Raw genomic sequence first — 17,507 nt, 5'->3', positions numbered from 1 at the left:
TCGGCACCGTCTATTGCGCGCAACCCTTAGGAGTAGCCATGAAATCATTCCTCGACCTGTTCAAGCAGATCACCCCCGACGAGCATTTCGATGCCATCAAGATCGGGCTGGCCTCGCCCGAGAAAATCCGTTCTTGGTCTTTCGGTGAAGTCAAAAAACCCGAGACCATCAACTACCGCACCTTCAAGCCCGAGCGCGACGGCTTGTTTTGCGCCAAGATCTTCGGGCCCATCAAAGACTACGAATGCCTGTGCGGCAAGTACAAGCGCCTCAAGCACCGCGGCGTGATCTGCGAGAAGTGCGGCGTTGAAGTCACGCAGACCAAGGTGCGGCGCGAGCGCATGGGCCACATCGACCTAGCCGCGCCCTGCGCCCACATCTGGTTCCTAAAGAGCCTGCCGAGCCGCCTCGGGATGGTGCTCGACATGACGCTGCGCGACATCGAGCGCGTGCTGTATTTCGAAGCCTACGTGGTGGTGGACCCGGGCATGACGCCGCTAAAAAAATTCGCCATCATGAGCGAAGACGACTTCGACGCCAAAGAGCGCGAGTACGGCGACGAGTTCGTGGCCAAGATGGGTGCCGAGGGCATCCAGGAGCTGCTGCGCAGCATCGAGATCGACAGCGAGATCGAGCGCCTGCGCAACGACCTCACCGGCTCCGAGCTCAAGGTCAAGAAAAACGCCAAGCGCCTCAAGGTGCTGGAAGCGTTCAAAAAATCGGGCATCAAACCCGAGTGGATGGTGCTCGACGTGCTGCCGGTGCTGCCGCCCGACCTGCGCCCGCTCGTTCCCCTCGACGGCGGCCGCTTTGCCACCTCCGACCTCAACGACCTGTACCGGCGTGTGATCAACCGCAACAGCCGCCTCAAGCGCCTGCTCGAGCTCAAAGCGCCCGAGATCATCGCGCGCAATGAAAAGCGCATGCTGCAAGAGGCAGTGGACAGCCTGCTCGACAACGGCCGCCGCGGCAAGGCCATGACCGGCGCCAACAAGCGCGCCCTCAAGTCGCTGGCCGACATGATCAAGGGCAAGGGCGGGCGCTTCCGCCAAAACTTGCTCGGCAAGCGGGTCGATTACTCGGGCCGCTCGGTCATCACCGTCGGCCCCACGCTCAAGCTGCACCAGTGCGGCCTGCCCAAGCTGATGGCACTCGAATTGTTCAAGCCCTTCATCTTTGCGCGCCTCGAGCAGATGGGCATCGCCACCACCATCAAGGCGGCCAAAAAAGAAGTCGAAGCCGGCACGCCGGTGGTCTGGGACATCCTCGAAGAGGTGATCCGCGAGCACCCGGTGCTGCTCAACCGCGCCCCGACGCTGCACCGCCTCGGCATCCAAGCCTTTGAGCCGCTGCTGATCGAGGGCAAGGCGATCCAGTTGCACCCGCTGGTGTGTTCGGCCTTCAACGCCGACTTCGACGGCGACCAAATGGCGGTGCACATTCCGCTGTCGGTCGAGGCGCAGATGGAAGCGCGCACGCTCATGTTGTCGTCCAACAACGTGCTGTTCCCGGCCAACGGCGAGCCCTCCATCGTGCCCTCGCAGGACGTGGTGCTGGGCCTGTACTACACCACCCGCGAGCGCATCAACGGCAAGGGCGAGGGCATGGTGTTTGCCGACATTCTCGAGGTGCAGCGCGCACTCGACGCCGGCGTGGCCGAGCTGACGGCCAAGGTGTCGGTGCGCCTGACCGAATACCTGAAAAACAAGGAAGACGGTCAGTTCACGCCCGTTACCAAGCTGGTGCAGACCACCGTCGGCCGTGCCCTGCTGAGCGAGATTTTGCCCAAGGGCCTGCCCTTCGAGCTCATCAACAAGGCGCTCAAGAAGAAGGAAATCTCCAAGCTCATCAACGCGTCGTTTCGCAAGTGCGGCCTCAAAGAGACGGTGGTGTTCGCCGACAAGCTGCTGCAAAACGGCTTTAGGCTGGCCACCCGCGCCGGCATCTCGATCGCCATCGACGACATGCTGGTGCCGACCGAGAAGCACACCATCATCGCCCGTGCCGAAGGCGAGGTCAAAGAGATCGCGCAGCAGTACGCCTCCGGTCTGGTGACCTCGGGCGAGCGCTACAACAAGGTAGTGGACATCTGGGGCAAGGCCGGCGACGACATCTCCAAGGTCATGATGGAGCGCCTGAAAAAGGAAAAAACCATCGACCGCCACGGCAACGAGGTGGAGCAGGAGTCCTTCAACTCGATCTACATGATGGCCGACTCGGGCGCGCGCGGCTCGGCGGCGCAGATTCGCCAGTTGGCCGGCATGCGCGGCCTGATGGCCAAGCCCGACGGCTCGATCATCGAAACCCCGATCACGGCCAACTTCCGTGAGGGGCTGAACGTGCTGCAGTACTTCATCTCGACCCACGGCGCGCGCAAGGGGCTGGCCGACACGGCGCTCAAAACCGCCAACTCGGGCTACCTGACGCGCCGCCTGGTCGATGTGACGCAAGACCTGGTGGTGACCGAAGACGATTGCGGCACCGCCAACGGCACCCTGATGCGCGCCATCGTCGAAGGCGGCGAGGTGATCGAGTCGCTGCGCGACCGCATTCTGGGCCGCACCACGGTGGATGACGTGCTCAACCCCGAAACCCAGCAGGTGGTGATTGCGGCTGGCCAGATCGTCGATGAAGACGGCTGCGACCTGATCGACGCCCTGGGCATCGACGAAGTGCGCGTGCGCACCGCGCTTACTTGCGAAACCCGCTTTGGCCTGTGCGCCAAGTGCTACGGGCGCGATCTGGGCCGTGGCGGCCCGGTCAACATCGGCGAAGCGGTGGGCGTGATCGCGGCGCAGTCGATCGGCGAGCCGGGCACCCAGCTCACCATGCGCACCTTCCACATCGGCGGTGCGGCGTCGCGCGCCGCGGTGGCTTCCAGCGTGGAGGCCAAGTCCAGCGGCAGCGTGGGCTTCAACGCCACCATGCGCTACGTCACCAACACCAAGGGCGAGCTGGTGGTGATCGCGCGCTCGGGCGAAATCATCATCCACGACGAACAAGGGCGCGAGCGCGAGCGCCACAAAGTGCCCTACGGCGCCATTCTGGCGATCCGGCCCGACCAGGCCATCAAGGCCGGCACCATTTTGGCCAACTGGGACCCGCTGACGCGCCCCATCATCACCGAATTTGCCGGTACGGTGAAGTTCGAGAACGTGCACGAGGGCATGACGGTGGCCAAGCAGGTCGATGACGTGACCGGCTTGTCCACCCTGGTGGTGATCGACCCCAAACGGCGCGGCGTCACCAAGGTGGTGCGGCCGCAGGTCAAGCTGATCGATGTGGCCGGCAACGAAGTCAAAATCCCCGGCACCGACCACTCGGTGACAATCGGCTTCCAAGTGGGCGCCCTGATCCAGGTGCGCGACGGCCAGGACGTGGGCCCCGGCGAGGTGCTGGCGCGCATTCCGGTCGAGGGCCAGAAAACGCGCGACATCACCGGCGGTTTGCCGCGGGTGGCCGAGCTGTTCGAGGCGCGCACGCCCAAAGACAAAGGCATCTTGGCCGAAATCACCGGCACCGTGAGCTTTGGCAAGGAAACCAAGGGCAAGGTGCGGCTGCAGATCACCGACCCGGATGGCAAGGTCTGGGAAGACCTGGTGCCCAAAGAGAAAAACATCGTGGTGCACGAAGGCCAGGTGGTGAACAAGGGCGAGTCGGTGGTCGACGGCCCGGCCGATCCGCAAGACATCCTGCGCCTGCTGGGCATCGAGGAGTTGTCGCGCTACATCGTCGATGAGGTGCAAGACGTGTACCGCCTGCAAGGGGTGAAGATCAACGACAAGCACATCGAGGTGATCGTGCGCCAGATGCTGCGCCGCGTGGTGGTGAGCAACCCGGGCGACTCGGGCTACATCGGTGGCGAGCAGGTCGAGCGCTCCGAAATCCTCAACACCAACGACGACTTGCTCAAAGCCGGCAAGACCCCGGCCAGCTACAACAACGTGCTGCTGGGCATCACCAAGGCCTCGCTGTCGACCGATTCCTTCATCTCGGCCGCTTCGTTCCAAGAAACCACGCGCGTGCTCACCGAAGCCGCCATCATGGGCAAGCGCGACGAGCTGCGCGGCCTGAAAGAGAACGTGATCGTCGGGCGCCTGATTCCAGCCGGCACCGGCATGGCCTTCCACAAAGCGCGCCACGCCAAAGAGCGCATGGACGACGAAGAGCGCCGTGCCATCGCTGAGGCCGATGCAGTGGCGTTGGCCACCAGCTTGGCCGACGCGGGCGGCGACAGCAGCGCCGAGTGAAACCTGCGCTGGCCGAGCAATTGGCTGGTGCGGCGCGCCTGCTGGCGGGGGTGGCGGCCGGGCGTTCGCTGAGCGAGACCTTGCCGGCGCTGCCGGCGGCCTTGCGGCCGGGGGTGCAGGCGCTGGTTTTTGATGCGCTGCGCCATTGGGGTTTGTCGATGGCGCTGCGGCGGTTGCTGTGCCGCCAGGAGCCAGCGCCGCTGGTGGCGGCTTTGCTCGAGCTCGCGCTGGGCTTGCTGGATGCGGCGGCCGAGGCAGCCGAGGCTGCCGCTTTGACGCCAGCGGCTGAGGGCGTGCGGCTGCCGCACGGGCTGCGGCCGCTCTACCCCGCCCACACCCTGGTCGATCAGGCGGTGGCGGCGCTGCGCCCGCTGCAGCTGCCGGCCGCGCTGCGCGGTTTTGTGAACGCCTGCCTGCGCCGTTTTTTGCGCGAGCGCGCCGCCTTGCGCGAGCAGGCGCTGCGCGACCCGGTGGCGCGCTGGAACCACCCGCTGTGGTGGATCGAGCTCCTGCAGCGCGACCACCCCGGGCACTGGCAAGGCATACTGAGCGCCAACCAGCGCGCCGCGCCGATGGTGCTGCGCGTGAACCGGCGCCGCTGCCGCCGTGCCGACTATTTGCAGCACCTGCAGCAGGCCGGCCACGCGGCACAGGCTTGGGGCGTGGACGGCGTGCTGCTGGCGCAGGCGCTGCCGGTGCAGCAGTTGCCGGGCTGGGCGCAGGGCTGGGTGTCGGTGCAAGACGGTGCGGCGCAACTGGCGGCGCCGCTGCTGCTGGGTGGCTTGGGCTTGGTCCAGCCGGCGGGCGGGGTGGCAACGGCGGCAACGGCAGCCTATCGACCGCGCATCCTCGACGCCTGCGCCGCCCCCGGCGGCAAGACCGCGCACCTGCTCGAATGCGCCGACGCCGAGCTGCTGGCACTCGAGCTCGACCCCGAACGCTGCCCACGCATCGAGCAAAACCTGCAGCGCCTAGGCTTGCAGGCCGAGCTGCGCTGCGCCGACGCCGCCCAACCCGCTGCGTGGTGGGACGGCCAGCCCTTCGACGCCATCTTGCTCGACGCCCCGTGCAGCGCCAGTGGCATCGTGCGCCGCCACCCGGACGTGCGCTGGCTGCGCCGCCCCACCGACGTGGCGCAACTGGTGGCGCAGCAGCAGCGCCTGCTGCAAGCCCTGTGGCCGCTGTTGCGCCCGGGCGGGCATTTGCTGTACGCCACCTGTTCGGTGTTTGTGGACGAGGGCGAGCGCGGGGTGCAGGCCTTCGCGCAGCGCCACGCCGATGCCGAGCGCCTGCCGGCCCCGGGGCAGTTGCTGCCGGGCTGTAGCGTGGGTGCCACAAGTGGCGCGCAGCAAACCTCGGAAGGTGAGGGGGTGATCGGTGACAATCTGGCGCGTGAAACCGATGGATTTTTTTATGCGCTGTGGCGCAAGCACGCCTGAGCCCGCCAGGTGCGCAGCGGCGTGGCGGCCGCTGCCATGCAAGCAGGCGGCGCGGGCTTGGCCCAGCGTGCTGCAGTGGCTGTTGGGCCTGCTCTGCCTGGGCTTGGCCGGTGGCAGTTGGGCCAGCGGCCCGGTCGAGCTGCTGCGCGACGCCGAGGGCTTGCGCCTGAGCGCACGCCTGGTCCCCGAGCTGCCGCCCGACCTCGAATCCGTGCTGCTGCGCGGGGTGCCGGTGCATTTTGTCTGGCTGGCCGAGGTGCGGCGCCCGCGCTGGTACTGGACGGCTGAGTACCTGGTGTCGGTGCAGCGCGTGGTGCGCGTGGCCTACCAGCCCCTGACGCGGCGCTGGCGTGTCAGCGTCACCACGGGGCCGGTCAACGAGGCGGCGCTGGGCACCGCGCTGCACCAGAACCTTGACAGCTTTGCCGACGCCATGGCGGCGGCCACCTCGGTCTCGCGCTGGCGCTTGCTGGCCGCCGACGAGCTGCCCCACGGCAGTGCCTTGCGGGTCGAGTTCGAATTCCGGCTCGACGACCGGCTGTTGCCGCGTCCGTTCCAGCTCGTGGCGCCACAAAACGATGGCTGGTCGGTGTGGTACCGCCAAACCCTGCGTGTGCCTGCGGGCAGCGATTGAGCCCCATGAATGCAGGCACCGCCCGGCCCTTGAGCGCGGCCACCCAGCGCTGGCTGGCGGCGCTGCTGCTGGTGATCGTCGGCGGGGTGGTGCTGGTGCTGTTTTTTTTGCTCACCGTGGCCACCGACCACCGCGCCTTCGAGGCCGAGGGCTACGTCTATCTGGTCTGGCTCAATGTGGGCGTGGCCAGCCTGCTGGGCTTGCTGCTGCTGTGGCTGGCTTTCAAACTCGCCAGCCGCTGGCGCCGCAAGCGCTTTGGCAGCCGTTTGCAGGTCAAGCTGGCGGCCATTTTTGCCCTGGTCGGCTTTTTGCCCGGTCTGCTGATCTACGTGGTGTCGTACCAGTTCGTATCGCGCTCGATCGAAACCTGGTTCGACGTGCGCGTCGAAACGGCGCTCAGCGCTGGGCTCAATTTGGGGCGCACCACGCTCGACACCCTGGCGGCCGATCTGGCGTCCAAGTCGCGCAGCGGCGCCCTGATGCTGGGCGAGCAAAGCGATGTGATGGCCGCGCTCAGCCTTGAGGGCCTGCGGGCCCAGATGCAAGCCGATGACGTGGTGTTGTGGAACGCCGCCGGGCGCGCCATCGGCTCGGCGGGGGAATCGCGCTTTGATCTGCTGCCCCCTGCGCCCACATCGGCCCTGCTGCGCCAGGTTCGCAGCGAGCGCGTGCTGACCCGCATCGAGGGCCTGGAAGAGCTCGAAACGCTGACCGACCCGCAGCAGGTGCTGGGACTGACGCGCGCGCAACTGCCCCGCGTGCGCGTGCTGGTGTTGGTGGAGCCGCACGGTTTTGGCATCGGGCAGGAGCCGCGTTTTTTGCAAGTCACTTCGGCCCTGCCAGCGGCCTTGGTGGCCGACGCCTTGTCGGTGCAACTGGCCAACCGCGAGTACCAGGAGCGTGCGCTGGCGCGCGACGGCTTGCGCAGCATGTACATCGGCACCCTCACGCTGGCGCTGTTTTTGGCCACCTTCGGCGCCGTGTTGCTGGCGCTGCTGCTGGGCCAGCAACTGATGCGCCCGCTGCTGGTGCTGGCCGAGGGCATGCGCGACGTGGCGCGCGGCGACCTCACGCCCAAGCAAGCCCTGCCCGCCAAAGACGAGCTGGCCGGCCTGACGCGCACCTTTGCCCACATGACGCAAGAGCTGCTGGATGCGCGCCTGGCGGTGCAGCGCAGCATCGGCCAAGTCGATGCCGCACGCGCCAACTTGCAAACCCTGCTCGACAACCTCAGCGCCGGGGTGGTGGTGTTGGATGCGCGGCAGCGCCTGGTGAGCGCCAACCCCGGTGCCACGCGCATCTTGCGCGCGCCGATGGCCGAATACATCGGCCAGGGCATGCAGGCCGTGCCCGGCCTGCACGGCTTTGCCGAATTTGTGCAGCAGCAGTTCGACCGTTTCTTGGCCGATCCGGCGCAGCAAGAAGGCCAGCATTGGCAGCAATCGGTGGATTTGCACCCCGGCGTGGGCGCCACCGCCCCCTCTGAAAGCCAGCGCCCGGGTCTGACCCTGATCGCCCGTGGCGCCTTGCTGCCCAGCGGTGAGCAGTTGCTGGTGTTCGATGACGTCTCGGAAATCATCTCGGCCCAGCGCGCCCAGGCCTGGGCCGAGGTGGCGCGGCGGCTGGCGCACGAGATCAAAAACCCGCTCACCCCGATCCAGCTCGCCGCCGAGCGGCTGGCCATGAAGCTGCAACCCAAGCTCGAGGGCAGCGAGCGCGCCTTGCTCGACAAATCGGTCAAGACCATCGTCGATCAGGTCGATGCCATGAAGCGGCTGGTGAACGAATTCCGCGACTACGCCCGCCTGCCGGCCGCGCAACTGGAGCCGCTCGACCTCAACACCCATGTGCGCGACATCGTGGCGCTCTACGAGGCCGCCGAGGTGCCGGTGCAGCTCGACTTGCAGGCCGGCCTGCCGCCGGTGCTGGCCGACGCCCAGCAACTGCGCCAGGTGGTCCACAATCTGGTGCAAAACGCGCAGGACGCCACCCCGCCCGGTGCGCCGGCGGTGCTGCTGCGCAGCCGCGCCTCTGAAGGCGGGCGCTGGGTGCGGCTGCAGGTGCTGGACCACGGGCCGGGCTTTTCCGAGGCCATCCTCAAGCGCGCCTTCGAGCCTTACGTCACGACCAAGGTCAAGGGCACCGGCTTGGGGCTGGCGGTGGTGAAAAAAATCATCGACGAACACGGCGGCCGCATCGACATCGGCCAATGGGAAGATGGGGACGGCCAGGGTGGGGCGCAAGTCTCGCTATCATTGCGGGTTGCAAATTAGCAACAAAATTGGGCATGGCACGGGAAGACTAGCGGGGCAGCATGGCAAACATCTTGGTGGTTGACGACGAGCTCGGCATACGCGAGTTGTTGTTCGAAATTTTGAACGACGAGGGGCATGCGGTGGAGCTGGCCGAAAACGCCAGCCGGGCGCGTGAATTGCGGCAAGCCGGCTGCCCGGACTTGGTGTTGCTCGACATCTGGATGCCCGACACCGACGGCGTGACCCTGCTCAAGGAATGGGCCGCGACTGGCTTGCTCACCATGCCCGTGATCATGATGAGCGGTCACGCCACCATCGAGACGGCGGTGGAGGCGACCCGCATCGGGGCCATGGCCTTCCTGGAAAAGCCCATCACCCTGCAAAAACTGCTGCAAACGGTGGAGAAGGGGCTGAGCCGGGCCCAGACCCGCTCGGCGCCGCCGGGCAAGCCTACCAGCGCGACCGGGGTGGGGGGCATCTGCGCGCCGGTGTCGAGCCCAGAAGCCGCAGCACCCCCGCAGGCAGCCGGCCGATTGCCCGATGAGGCGCCGGGCCTGCAGCGCTTCACGTTTGAGGCGCCCTTGCGCGAGGCCCGCGACGCCTTCGAAAAGGCCTATTTCGAATTTCACCTGAGCCAAGAAAACGGCTCCATGACCCGCGTGGCCGAAAAAACCGGGCTCGAACGCACCCACCTGTACCGCAAACTCAAGCAACTGGGGGTGGATTTGAGCAAGCCCAAGCGCGAGGTCGAGTAGCGCCGGCTGGCGCCCCGGTTCGCCCAGCCGGCCATTGGCGATAAGCCCCAGGGGGTACGGGAACTTTACCCCCGGGCGCCGGCTCACTATCCGTGGGTGTTTACACTGCTGCGCATGTTCAAAATTTTCTGGGTTTTTCTGCTGGGCGCCTGCCTCGGGCTGGGCGTGCCGTTGGCTGGCGCACAGGTTTCGGCCCCCGTGCTCACGCCGGAATCGCGCACGTCGCTGCTGGTCCATGCGCCGCAGGGCGTGGCGCCGGGGCAGCCGCTGTGGCTGGGTTTGCAGATCGAGCACGCACCGGGCTGGCACAGCTACTGGAAAAACCCCGGCGACTCTGGCTTGCCGACCGAATTCGAGTGGCAGTTGCCGGGCCACGTGGTGCCCGGGGCCATTGCATGGCCGACGCCGCGCAAATTTCCGCTCGGTGAGCTGGCCAACTACGGCTACAAAGACACGGTGCTGCTGCCGATCCCGCTCGAGGTGCGGCCGGGTTTTGCGGCGGCGGCGCTGGAGCTTGAGGTGCTGGCCACTTGGCTGATCTGCCGCGAGGAGTGCATCCCGCAAGAGGCACGCTTTCAGGTGCGCATTCCGGCGCAAATGGCCACGGTGGCGCACGCGGCGGCGTTCGAGGCCGCCTGGGGCGCGCGCCCGGTGGCGCTGCCGGCCGGGGCCAGCCAGTTGGTGGTGGGTGAGCAGGCGCTGCAAGCCACGCTGCACGGCTTGCCTGCGGCGTGGCAGGGGCGGGCGCTGGAGTTTTTCCCCGAAATCGGCGCCCTGATCCAGCCCGGTGCCGCCTGGCAGCAGCGCTGGGAGGGCGGGGTCTGGCACGCCAGCATCCCGCTCAACCCCTTTCGCTCCGCCTCACCCGAGCAACTGCCGCTGGTGCTGGCGCTGGCCGACCCGCCGCCGGGGGCGGCCGGGGTGCGCATGGAGCTGCCGGTACCCGGCGGCTGGCCTGCCGTGGCGGCCCCGACCGGGGTCTCGGACGCGCTGGCTGCGGCCTTGGCCGCCGAGGCGGCGCGCGCGGCCGCCCCGGCTCCGGGCCTGACGCTGTGGGCGGCGCTGCTCGGGGCCTTGATCGGCGGCATGATCCTCAACCTCATGCCCTGCGTGTTCCCGGTGCTGGCGCTCAAGGTGCTGTCGTTTTCGCAGCACGCCCAAGACCGGCGCCGCCTGCGCCTGGGCGGACTGGCCTACACCGCCGGTGTGGTGCTCTCGTTTCTGGCGCTGGGCGCGCTGCTGCTGGGGCTGCGCGCGGCGGGCGAGCAACTGGGCTGGGGTTTTCAGTTACAAAACCCGGCCGTGGTGGCGGCGCTGGCGGCCCTCTTTACCCTGATCGGGCTGAATCTGGCCGGTCTGTTCCAGTTTGGCCCGATGCTGCCCAGCGCGCTGGCCAGCCTGCGCGTGCGCAACCCCAACGCCGACTCCTTCCTCACCGGGGTGCTGGCCACGGCCGTGGCCTCGCCCTGCACCGCGCCCTTCATGGGGGCGGCGCTCGGGCTGGCGGTCACGCTGGCCCCGGCGCAGGCGCTGGCGGTGTTTGCCGCGCTCGGTTTGGGCATGGCGCTGCCCTACCTGGCCGCCACCTGGGTGCCGGCGCTGGTGCGCGCCCTGCCGCGCCCTGGGGCGTGGATGGAAACGCTGCGCCAGTGGCTGGCCTTCCCCATGCTGGCGACCGTGGTCTGGCTGCTGTGGGTGCTGGGCCATCAGGGGGGCATCGACGCCGCTGCGGGCCTGCTCATGCTGCTGCTGCTGCTGGCCTGGCTGCTGTGGGCCGTGGGCCGGGGCGGCCTGATGCGGCGCTGGATGGCCCCGCTGGCGCTGCTGGCGCTCTTGGGCGGGCTGTGGCTGCTGGGCCCCATGCTGCACGCACAACCCAGCACCTCCAACACCTCCAGCAGCGCCGGTGCCGAGCGCGGCACCCCGACCGCCGTCGCCGGGCTGTACTGGGAGGCTTGGAGCCCGCAGCGCGAGGCCGAGCTGCTGGCGCAAGGGCGCACGGTGTTCATCGATTACACCGCCGCCTGGTGCGTGAGCTGCCTCTACAACAAGCACAACGCGCTGGCCGACGAACGTTTTTTGCAAGACGTGGCGGCGCGCAAGGTGGTGCTGCTGCGCGCCGACTGGACGCTGCGCGACCCGGCCGTGACCGCCTCGCTGGCGCGGCTGGGGCGCAACAGCATCCCGGTCTATGTGCTGCATGCACCGGGGCGTGCGCCGCTGCTGCTGTCGGAAATCCTGACCGTAGAAGAACTGCGCGCCGCGCTGGCGCAACTTTGAATCCCTCATGCCCATCTCAACTTTCCTCAAAGCGGCCTTGCTGGCCCTCAGCATCATGACCTTGAACGCCTGCTCCTCCGCCAACCCCGCCATGCAAGTGAGCCTGGACGAAGGCCGTGCGCTGCTCGAATCCGGCCGCGCCGTGCTGGTCGATATCCGCGAGCCCTCGGAGCACGCGCACGGCGTGGCCCCGGGCATGGTGCTGCTGCCCATGTCGCAACTGGCCAGCCGCATCAACGAGCTGCCACGCGACCCGGCCCAGCCGCTGCTGCTGATCTGCAACACCCAAAACCGCTCGGCGCGCGTGGCCGAGCAACTGCACGCCGCCGGCCTCACGCACGTGCGCTTCGTCGAAGGTGGCATGAGCGCCTGGGCGCGGCGCGGCTGGCCGATGGTGCGGCCATGAACGACACCGAACTGAGCGCCTTGCTGCGCCACAGCCACACCGTGGCCGTGGTGGGGCTTTCGCCGCAGCCGGAGCGGCCCAGCCATCAGGTGGCGCAGTACCTGTTGCAGCAGGGTTACCGGGTGCTGCCGGTGAACCCGGTCGCGGCTGGGCAGACTATTCTGGGCCAGCCCTGCCACGCCAGCCTAGAGCATGCCGCCGCCGCCTTGGCGGCCGAGGGGCTGCGGCTGGACATCGTGGATGTGTTTCGCCAAAGCGACCAAGTGCCGCCACTGGCCGAGTCTGCCATCGCGCTCGGGGCCGCCACGCTGTGGCTGCAACTGGGCGTGGCGCACCCCGAGGCCGAGGCCCGCGCCGCCGCCGCCGGGTTGCAGGTGGTGCGCGAGCGCTGCATCAAGATCGAGCACCAGCGGCTGCTGGGGTCGGGTTAATCCGCAACGAACTTGCCTGCGGACGCGACGCATCCCCTGAAATATGTGTAGGCCTTGCCCAAGGCGCAGCAGACCGCACGAAATGAACGTGAGCAAACTCCCCATCAGCCTCACCGACCTGCTGCGTCAGCGCACAGTCGAGGGCGAGCGCATCGAGTACAAAGCCGGATGGAATCCGGACCCGATCATCCGCACCGTGTGCGCCTTCGCCAACGACTTCGAAAACCTCGGCGGCGGTTATGTGGTGATCGGCCAAGATTGTGATGCCAACGGCCAACCGGTGTTCCCGCCGGCGGGGCTGGCCGATAACCAGCTCGACAAAATTCAGCGGGAACTGCTGGCCCGCTGCCAGTTGATACAGCCGCCGTACTTTCCTGTGCTGAGCATCGAGGAGCTTGAGGGTCGCAAGTTGATCGTGCTATGGGCACCGGGCGGTCAGACCCGGCCCTACAAAGCACCGGAGTCGGTGACTGCCAAGCACAAGGTTTGGCGGTATTACATTCGTCGCTACAGCAGTACCGTTGAGGCCAAGGGCGACTCCGAGCAGGAGCTGTTGAGTCTGACGGCCAAGGTACCGTTTGACGACCGCGGGTAAGCGGATTAAATGGTTGATCTTACCTTTGCATGAGAGTGAGACAGACCGGCATCTCATCGGATTATCTGGTTGATGCTTCACCTACTGCTGGTGCATGTTTCCTTCGCTAATTCCAGCAAGAACCCCACACGCCTCAACTTTCCGGTCATCGTTGCAACTCGCTCTCAGTGAAACGAGTTGTTTCTCAAGCGCTTGCAGAGCGGTTATCTGCGACCGCACATGAGAGATGTGATCATCGAGCAAGGCGTTGACGGCGGTACAAGGCTGATGAGGGTCGTCCTGATAGCTCTGTAGTTCGTGAATCTCAGCCAGTGACAGGCCCAGGATTCTGCAGCGACGGATGAAGGCCAGCCCCTCACCATGCTTCTCGGTATAGACACGGTAACCGTTCTCCTGCCGACCAGGCGGCGGCAACAAGCCCTGCTGTTCATAGAAGCGGATCGTCTGTGTTTCGACCCCTACCAACTGCGCCAACTGACCAATGCGCATCAGCCTCCTCCCCAACGGATTCTTTACTCTATTGACCTTATAGTAGCTTTATAGTTTAAAATGGTACCACAACATTGTTCAAGTGGAGTCGTATCATGAGCAAATCCTGTGGTGGCGCCTGTGGCGGTGATGCAACGTCCGCAGCGGATACCGATATACAGGCCTCCTCCGAGGCGCCAGGGAGATGGGTCAGTGTTTATGCCGTGCCGAAGATGGACTGTCCATCAGAAGAACGAATGATTCGCCTAGCCCTGAACGGCTTTGAGGAGATTCGGGCACTGTCCTTCGACTTGTCGAACCGCCGGTTGAAGGTCGTGCATGACGGCGAGGCTGAGCCCATTACCGCGAAACTGGCGACCTTGGGGCTAGGCGCCTCTCTTCAGGAAACCGTCATTGCCGACCCAGAGACGATCAAGGCCGCTGAGAGCTCGGCAGTCTCTGCTACGCAGGAGTCAGGCACTCTGCGCGTGTTGCTCGGTATCAATGCGATCATGTTCGTGGTGGGAATGACTGCCGGTCTGATCGCCCAGTCTACCGGCCTGATCGCTGATTCCCTGGATATGTTTGCCGATGCAGCCGTCTATGGCCTGGCTCTCTATGCCGTAGGGCGCAGTGCGAAAATGCAGGTACGTGCCGCGCATCTGGCAGGGGTACTGCAACTGATTTTGGCTATCGGCGTACTCGTCGAGGTGGTGCGACGCTTTGTTTTCGGTAGTGAGCCTGAATGGCTGGTGATGATAGCCATCGCCTTCGTCTCATTGATTGCCAATACCGCCTGTCTGCTGCTCATATCCAAACATCGGGAGGGCGGGGCGCACATGAAGGCAAGCTGGATATTCTCGGCCAACGACGTGGTGATCAACCTGGGGGTCATCACCGCCGGCGCTCTGGTCGCGTGGACCGGGTCCAATTATCCGGATCTGATTATCGGCACCATCGTGGGGGTCATTGTACTTAACGGTGCTAGACGCATTTTGGCGTTGAAGGGTTAAATAATGCTCATTATTGGCAAAAAGCTCTCGCCGTATGCCCTATTGTCCATATCGGGCCTGCTGGCAGCGTCTGATCAGGCCGTAAAATGGCTGGTGCAACAATCAATGGCATATGGCGAGTCTATTTCAGTGACCTCATTCTTTAACTGGGTACACGTATGGAATACCGGTGCCGCATTCAGTCTTTTTGCGAATGGTGGAGGCTGGCAGCGCTACTTTTTTATCGGAATCGCGGTAGTGGTCTCGATTTTTCTGATCAAGCTGATCCTTGAAAATCGTCATAAAGGAGAAGCCATCGCTTACAGTCTTATCCTCGGTGGCGCCATGGGCAACCTGATTGACCGGGTCTTTCGCGGCTATGTTGTGGATTCCTTTGATTTCTATTGGCGAGACTGGCATTGGCCGGCCTTCAACCTGGCTGATATTGCAATTGTCCTCGGTGCCTTACTTTTCGTTTCCAGCAGCTTGTTGGGTAAAAAAGCAAACACCAATGCCGAGCCGGATGGATCTGACTGACACCTACGCCTATACAACACCATGACCGAACTTCCCGACAACATCCTTCACCTGCCGCAATACCAAGTACTGGGCTGCAAATCAACCGACGACGAAATGCACTTCCAGGTGGACGTGCCCGATCCCATCGCCTGCGAGGAATGCGGCGTGCAGGGTGAGTTCGTACGGTTCGGCAAGCGTGACGTTCCCTATCGTGATCTGCCCATCCACGGCAAGCGGGTCACTCTCTGGGTGGTCCGCCGCCGATACACCTGCCGGGCCTGCAAGACAACATTCAGGCCCCAGCTACCGGAGATGGTGGACGGATTCCGTATGACACTGCGGCTGCATGAGTACGTGGAGAAGGAATCCTTCAACCACCCCTACACCTTTGTGGCGGCACAGACCGGCCTGGACGAGAAGACGGTGCGCGACATCTTCAACGCCCGCGCCGAGTTGCTGGGGCGCTGGCACCGCTTCGAGACGCCCCGCATCCTGGGCATTGACGAGCTATACCTGAACAAGCGCTACCGCTGCATTCTGACCAACATTGAGGAGCGAACCCTGCTCGACCTGCTGGCCACCCGCCGCCAGGACGTGGTGACCAACTACCTAATGAAGCTGAAAGACCGGCAGAAGGTCGAGATCGTCAGCATGGACATGTGGAACCCCTACCGGGCAGCGGTCAAGGCTGTGCTGCCCCAGGCCCGTATCGTGGTCGATAAGTTCCATGTGGTGCGCATGGCCAACGATGCCCTAGAGAGAGTGCGCAAGGGCCTCAGAAAGGAGCTGAAACCGTCCCAGAGCCGGACTCAAGGGAGACCGGAAAATCCTGCTGAAACGCGCTCACGAAGTCTCAGACCGGGAGCGCCTCATCATGGAGACCTGGACAGGCGCGTTCCCGCAACTGCTGGCCGCCTACGAGCACAAGGAGCGCTTCTACGGCATCTGGGACGCCACCACACGGCTCCAGGCAGAAGCCGCCCTGGACGAGTGGATAGCCACCATCCCGAAGGGCCAAAAGGAAGTCTGGAGCGATCTGGTCAGGGCAGTGGGAAACTGGCGCGAAGAGACCATGACCTACTTCGAGACGGACATGCCCGTCACCAACGCTTACACGGAGTCCATCAACCGACTGGCCAAGGACAAGAACCGTGAAGGGCGCGGTTACTCCTTCGAGGTGATGCGGGCACGAATGCTCTACACCACGAAGCACAAGAAGAAGGCACCGACTGCGAAGGTCTCTCCTTTCTACAAGAAAACCATCGGTTACGGACTGCCGGACTTCGCAGAGGAACTCAACTACGGAGTCGATCTATCAACCATCTGAGGGTGGTATCAGATTGATGGGGTGAAGGTGCCCCATCAACCATTAAATCCGTATACCCAAGATTTTCAAGGGTCCGCTGGCCCGGATGACCCGCGAGGCCTTGAGCTATATCCAGCGCAACTACCTGCGCGAGACGATTATCAAGCACCCGGACCGGGCCGAAGCCACGCGCGTCTGGAACTTCCCTTATGCCGCCCTCAAGGAGGCCTTGGTCAATGCGGTCTATCACCGATCCTACGAAGAGCGCGAACCCATCGAGGTGCGCATAAGCAACGAAGAACTGGTCATCTTGAGCTTCCCCGGACCGGATCGGTCGATCCGGCTCGAGGACTTTCAGGCGGGGCGTGCGGTCAGCCGCCGCTACCGCAACCGGCGCATCGGTGAATTCTTGAAGGAGCTTGATCTGACCGAGGGCCGCTCGACAGGCATCCCGAAAATCCTCAAGGTGATGGCTGCAAATGGCTCGCCCGCGCCGCTGTTTGAATCGGATGAGGATCGACTTTCGTTCGTGATCCGATTGCCCGTTCATCCCCTGGTCCGTACGATACCTCCCGAAGTTACCCCCGAAGTCACCCCCGAAGTCACCCCCGAAGTCACCCCCGAAGTTGGGCGGGTCGTGTTGGCCTTGCAGGAAGCGTTGTCACGAACAGGATTGCAGCAAGCCCTGGGACTGAAGGACGAAAAGCATTTTCGGCAAGCTTACCTATTGCCGGCGCTCGATTCTGGTCTGGTGGAAATGACCCGACCCGAAACACCACGCAGCAGCAAGCAGCGCTACCGGAGGACGCCCCTTGGGCAACGCTGGCTGAGAGACCGGTGAGAAACCGGAGAAACCGGAGAAGCCGGGGGCAGACCGCGGATGCTGTGCTGACCACGGCTTGATTGGCCGAGGCGACAAGGCTGCTGAGGCATTGACCTGGATCAAGGCTGGGGCCCAAGCTCGTGCCAGATGCCGTAATCTGCGTTTTGCGCCAGCACCGGCTCAAATTGCCCGCGCCGCAGCCGCCCGACGAAGTGGCCAAAGGTGGCCTGCCCCTGGTGGCGCTGCTGCAAGTGGTCGATGGTGAGGGTGTTTTCGCCTAGGGCCGAGCGCCACGCTGGTTTTGGCGGTGGGACACACTGGCTCGGCACCCCGCGCGCTGCGCGACAATCGACC

The 17,507-nt window shown here is 64.9% G+C and carries 14 protein-coding genes and 1 pseudogene; 14 read left to right on the top strand and 1 reads right to left on the bottom strand.

The annotated features are described in order from the left end of the window. Window positions 1-38: 38 nt before the first annotated feature. From rpoC to SRAA_RS00930, 9 genes are all read left to right on the top strand, one after another. Complete coding sequence (rpoC, locus tag SRAA_RS00970) at window positions 39-4,250, top strand: DNA-directed RNA polymerase subunit beta' (protein WP_045530427.1); 4,212 nt, start codon at window positions 39-41, stop codon at window positions 4,248-4,250. Further along, window positions 4,247-5,689, top strand: coding sequence for a 16S rRNA (cytosine(967)-C(5))-methyltransferase RsmB (gene rsmB / locus SRAA_RS00965; protein WP_045530425.1), 1,443 nt, complete (start codon window positions 4,247-4,249; stop codon window positions 5,687-5,689). The genes rpoC and rsmB overlap by 4 nt, the downstream gene beginning before the upstream one ends. A gap of 67 nt (window positions 5,690-5,756) precedes the next feature. Then, window positions 5,757-6,323: a DUF4390 domain-containing protein gene (locus SRAA_RS00960; protein WP_052467430.1), complete on the top strand. Its 567-nt coding sequence runs from the start codon at window positions 5,757-5,759 to the stop codon at window positions 6,321-6,323. A 5-nt stretch (window positions 6,324-6,328) separates the two neighbouring features. Beyond that, window positions 6,329-8,596 carry a sensor histidine kinase gene (locus tag SRAA_RS00955; protein WP_045530423.1) on the top strand — a complete coding sequence of 756 codons (2,268 nt, stop codon included), beginning with the start codon at window positions 6,329-6,331 and terminating at the stop codon, window positions 8,594-8,596. A gap of 41 nt (window positions 8,597-8,637) precedes the next feature. After that, the gene (locus SRAA_RS00950) at window positions 8,638-9,333 is read left to right on the top strand and encodes a response regulator (RefSeq protein WP_045530421.1); all 696 of its coding nucleotides are present in this window, start codon (window positions 8,638-8,640) and stop codon (window positions 9,331-9,333) included. Between the two features lie 114 nt (window positions 9,334-9,447). Then, window positions 9,448-11,613, top strand: coding sequence for a protein-disulfide reductase DsbD family protein (locus SRAA_RS00945; RefSeq protein ID WP_045533007.1), 2,166 nt, complete (start codon window positions 9,448-9,450; stop codon window positions 11,611-11,613). A gap of 7 nt (window positions 11,614-11,620) precedes the next feature. After that, window positions 11,621-12,019, top strand: coding sequence for a rhodanese-like domain-containing protein (locus SRAA_RS00940; protein ID WP_045530419.1), 399 nt, complete (start codon window positions 11,621-11,623; stop codon window positions 12,017-12,019). Next, a complete protein-coding gene (locus SRAA_RS00935) occupies window positions 12,016-12,450 on the top strand; it encodes a CoA-binding protein (RefSeq protein ID WP_045530417.1) in 435 nt (144 codons plus the stop codon). The genes SRAA_RS00940 and SRAA_RS00935 overlap by 4 nt, the downstream gene beginning before the upstream one ends. A gap of 82 nt (window positions 12,451-12,532) precedes the next feature. Continuing rightward, window positions 12,533-13,045: an AlbA family DNA-binding domain-containing protein gene (locus SRAA_RS00930; protein WP_045530415.1), complete on the top strand. Its 513-nt coding sequence runs from the start codon at window positions 12,533-12,535 to the stop codon at window positions 13,043-13,045. A gap of 81 nt (window positions 13,046-13,126) precedes the next feature. Here SRAA_RS00930 and cadR read toward each other — a convergent pair whose 3' ends face one another. After that, the gene (gene cadR, locus SRAA_RS00925) at window positions 13,127-13,534 is read right to left on the bottom strand and encodes a Cd(II)/Pb(II)-responsive transcriptional regulator (protein ID WP_045530413.1); all 408 of its coding nucleotides are present in this window, start codon (window positions 13,532-13,534) and stop codon (window positions 13,127-13,129) included. 95 nt (window positions 13,535-13,629) lie between these two features. On the opposite strand from cadR, the gene SRAA_RS00920 reads away from it, so the two are divergent. From SRAA_RS00920 to SRAA_RS12565, 5 genes and pseudogenes are all read left to right on the top strand, one after another. Then, window positions 13,630-14,526 carry a cation efflux transmembrane domain-containing protein gene (locus SRAA_RS00920; protein ID WP_045533006.1) on the top strand — a complete coding sequence of 299 codons (897 nt, stop codon included), beginning with the start codon at window positions 13,630-13,632 and terminating at the stop codon, window positions 14,524-14,526. 3 nt (window positions 14,527-14,529) lie between these two features. Beyond that, on the top strand, window positions 14,530-15,042 hold the full coding sequence (gene lspA, locus SRAA_RS00915) for a signal peptidase II (protein ID WP_016915550.1): 513 nt from the start codon (window positions 14,530-14,532) through the stop codon (window positions 15,040-15,042). Window positions 15,043-15,063: 21 nt separating this feature from the next. Continuing rightward, a pseudogene (locus tag SRAA_RS00910) lies at window positions 15,064-16,351 on the top strand (ISL3-like element ISPpu12 family transposase). A gap of 100 nt (window positions 16,352-16,451) precedes the next feature. Further along, window positions 16,452-17,171, top strand: a complete 720-nt coding sequence (locus SRAA_RS00905) for a Fic family protein (protein ID WP_197538512.1) — start codon at window positions 16,452-16,454, stop codon at window positions 17,169-17,171. A gap of 122 nt (window positions 17,172-17,293) precedes the next feature. Further along, a complete protein-coding gene (locus SRAA_RS12565) occupies window positions 17,294-17,434 on the top strand; it encodes a hypothetical protein (protein ID WP_171820205.1) in 141 nt (46 codons plus the stop codon). The last annotated feature ends 73 nt before the right edge of the window (window positions 17,435-17,507 follow it).

It is taken from the genome of Serpentinimonas raichei (genome assembly GCF_000828895.1).
Taxonomy (GTDB): domain Bacteria; phylum Pseudomonadota; class Gammaproteobacteria; order Burkholderiales; family Burkholderiaceae_C; genus Serpentinimonas; species Serpentinimonas raichei.
The sequence above is the reverse complement of the archived record's forward strand: the minus strand, read 5'-3'. Positions and strand labels throughout refer to the sequence as shown.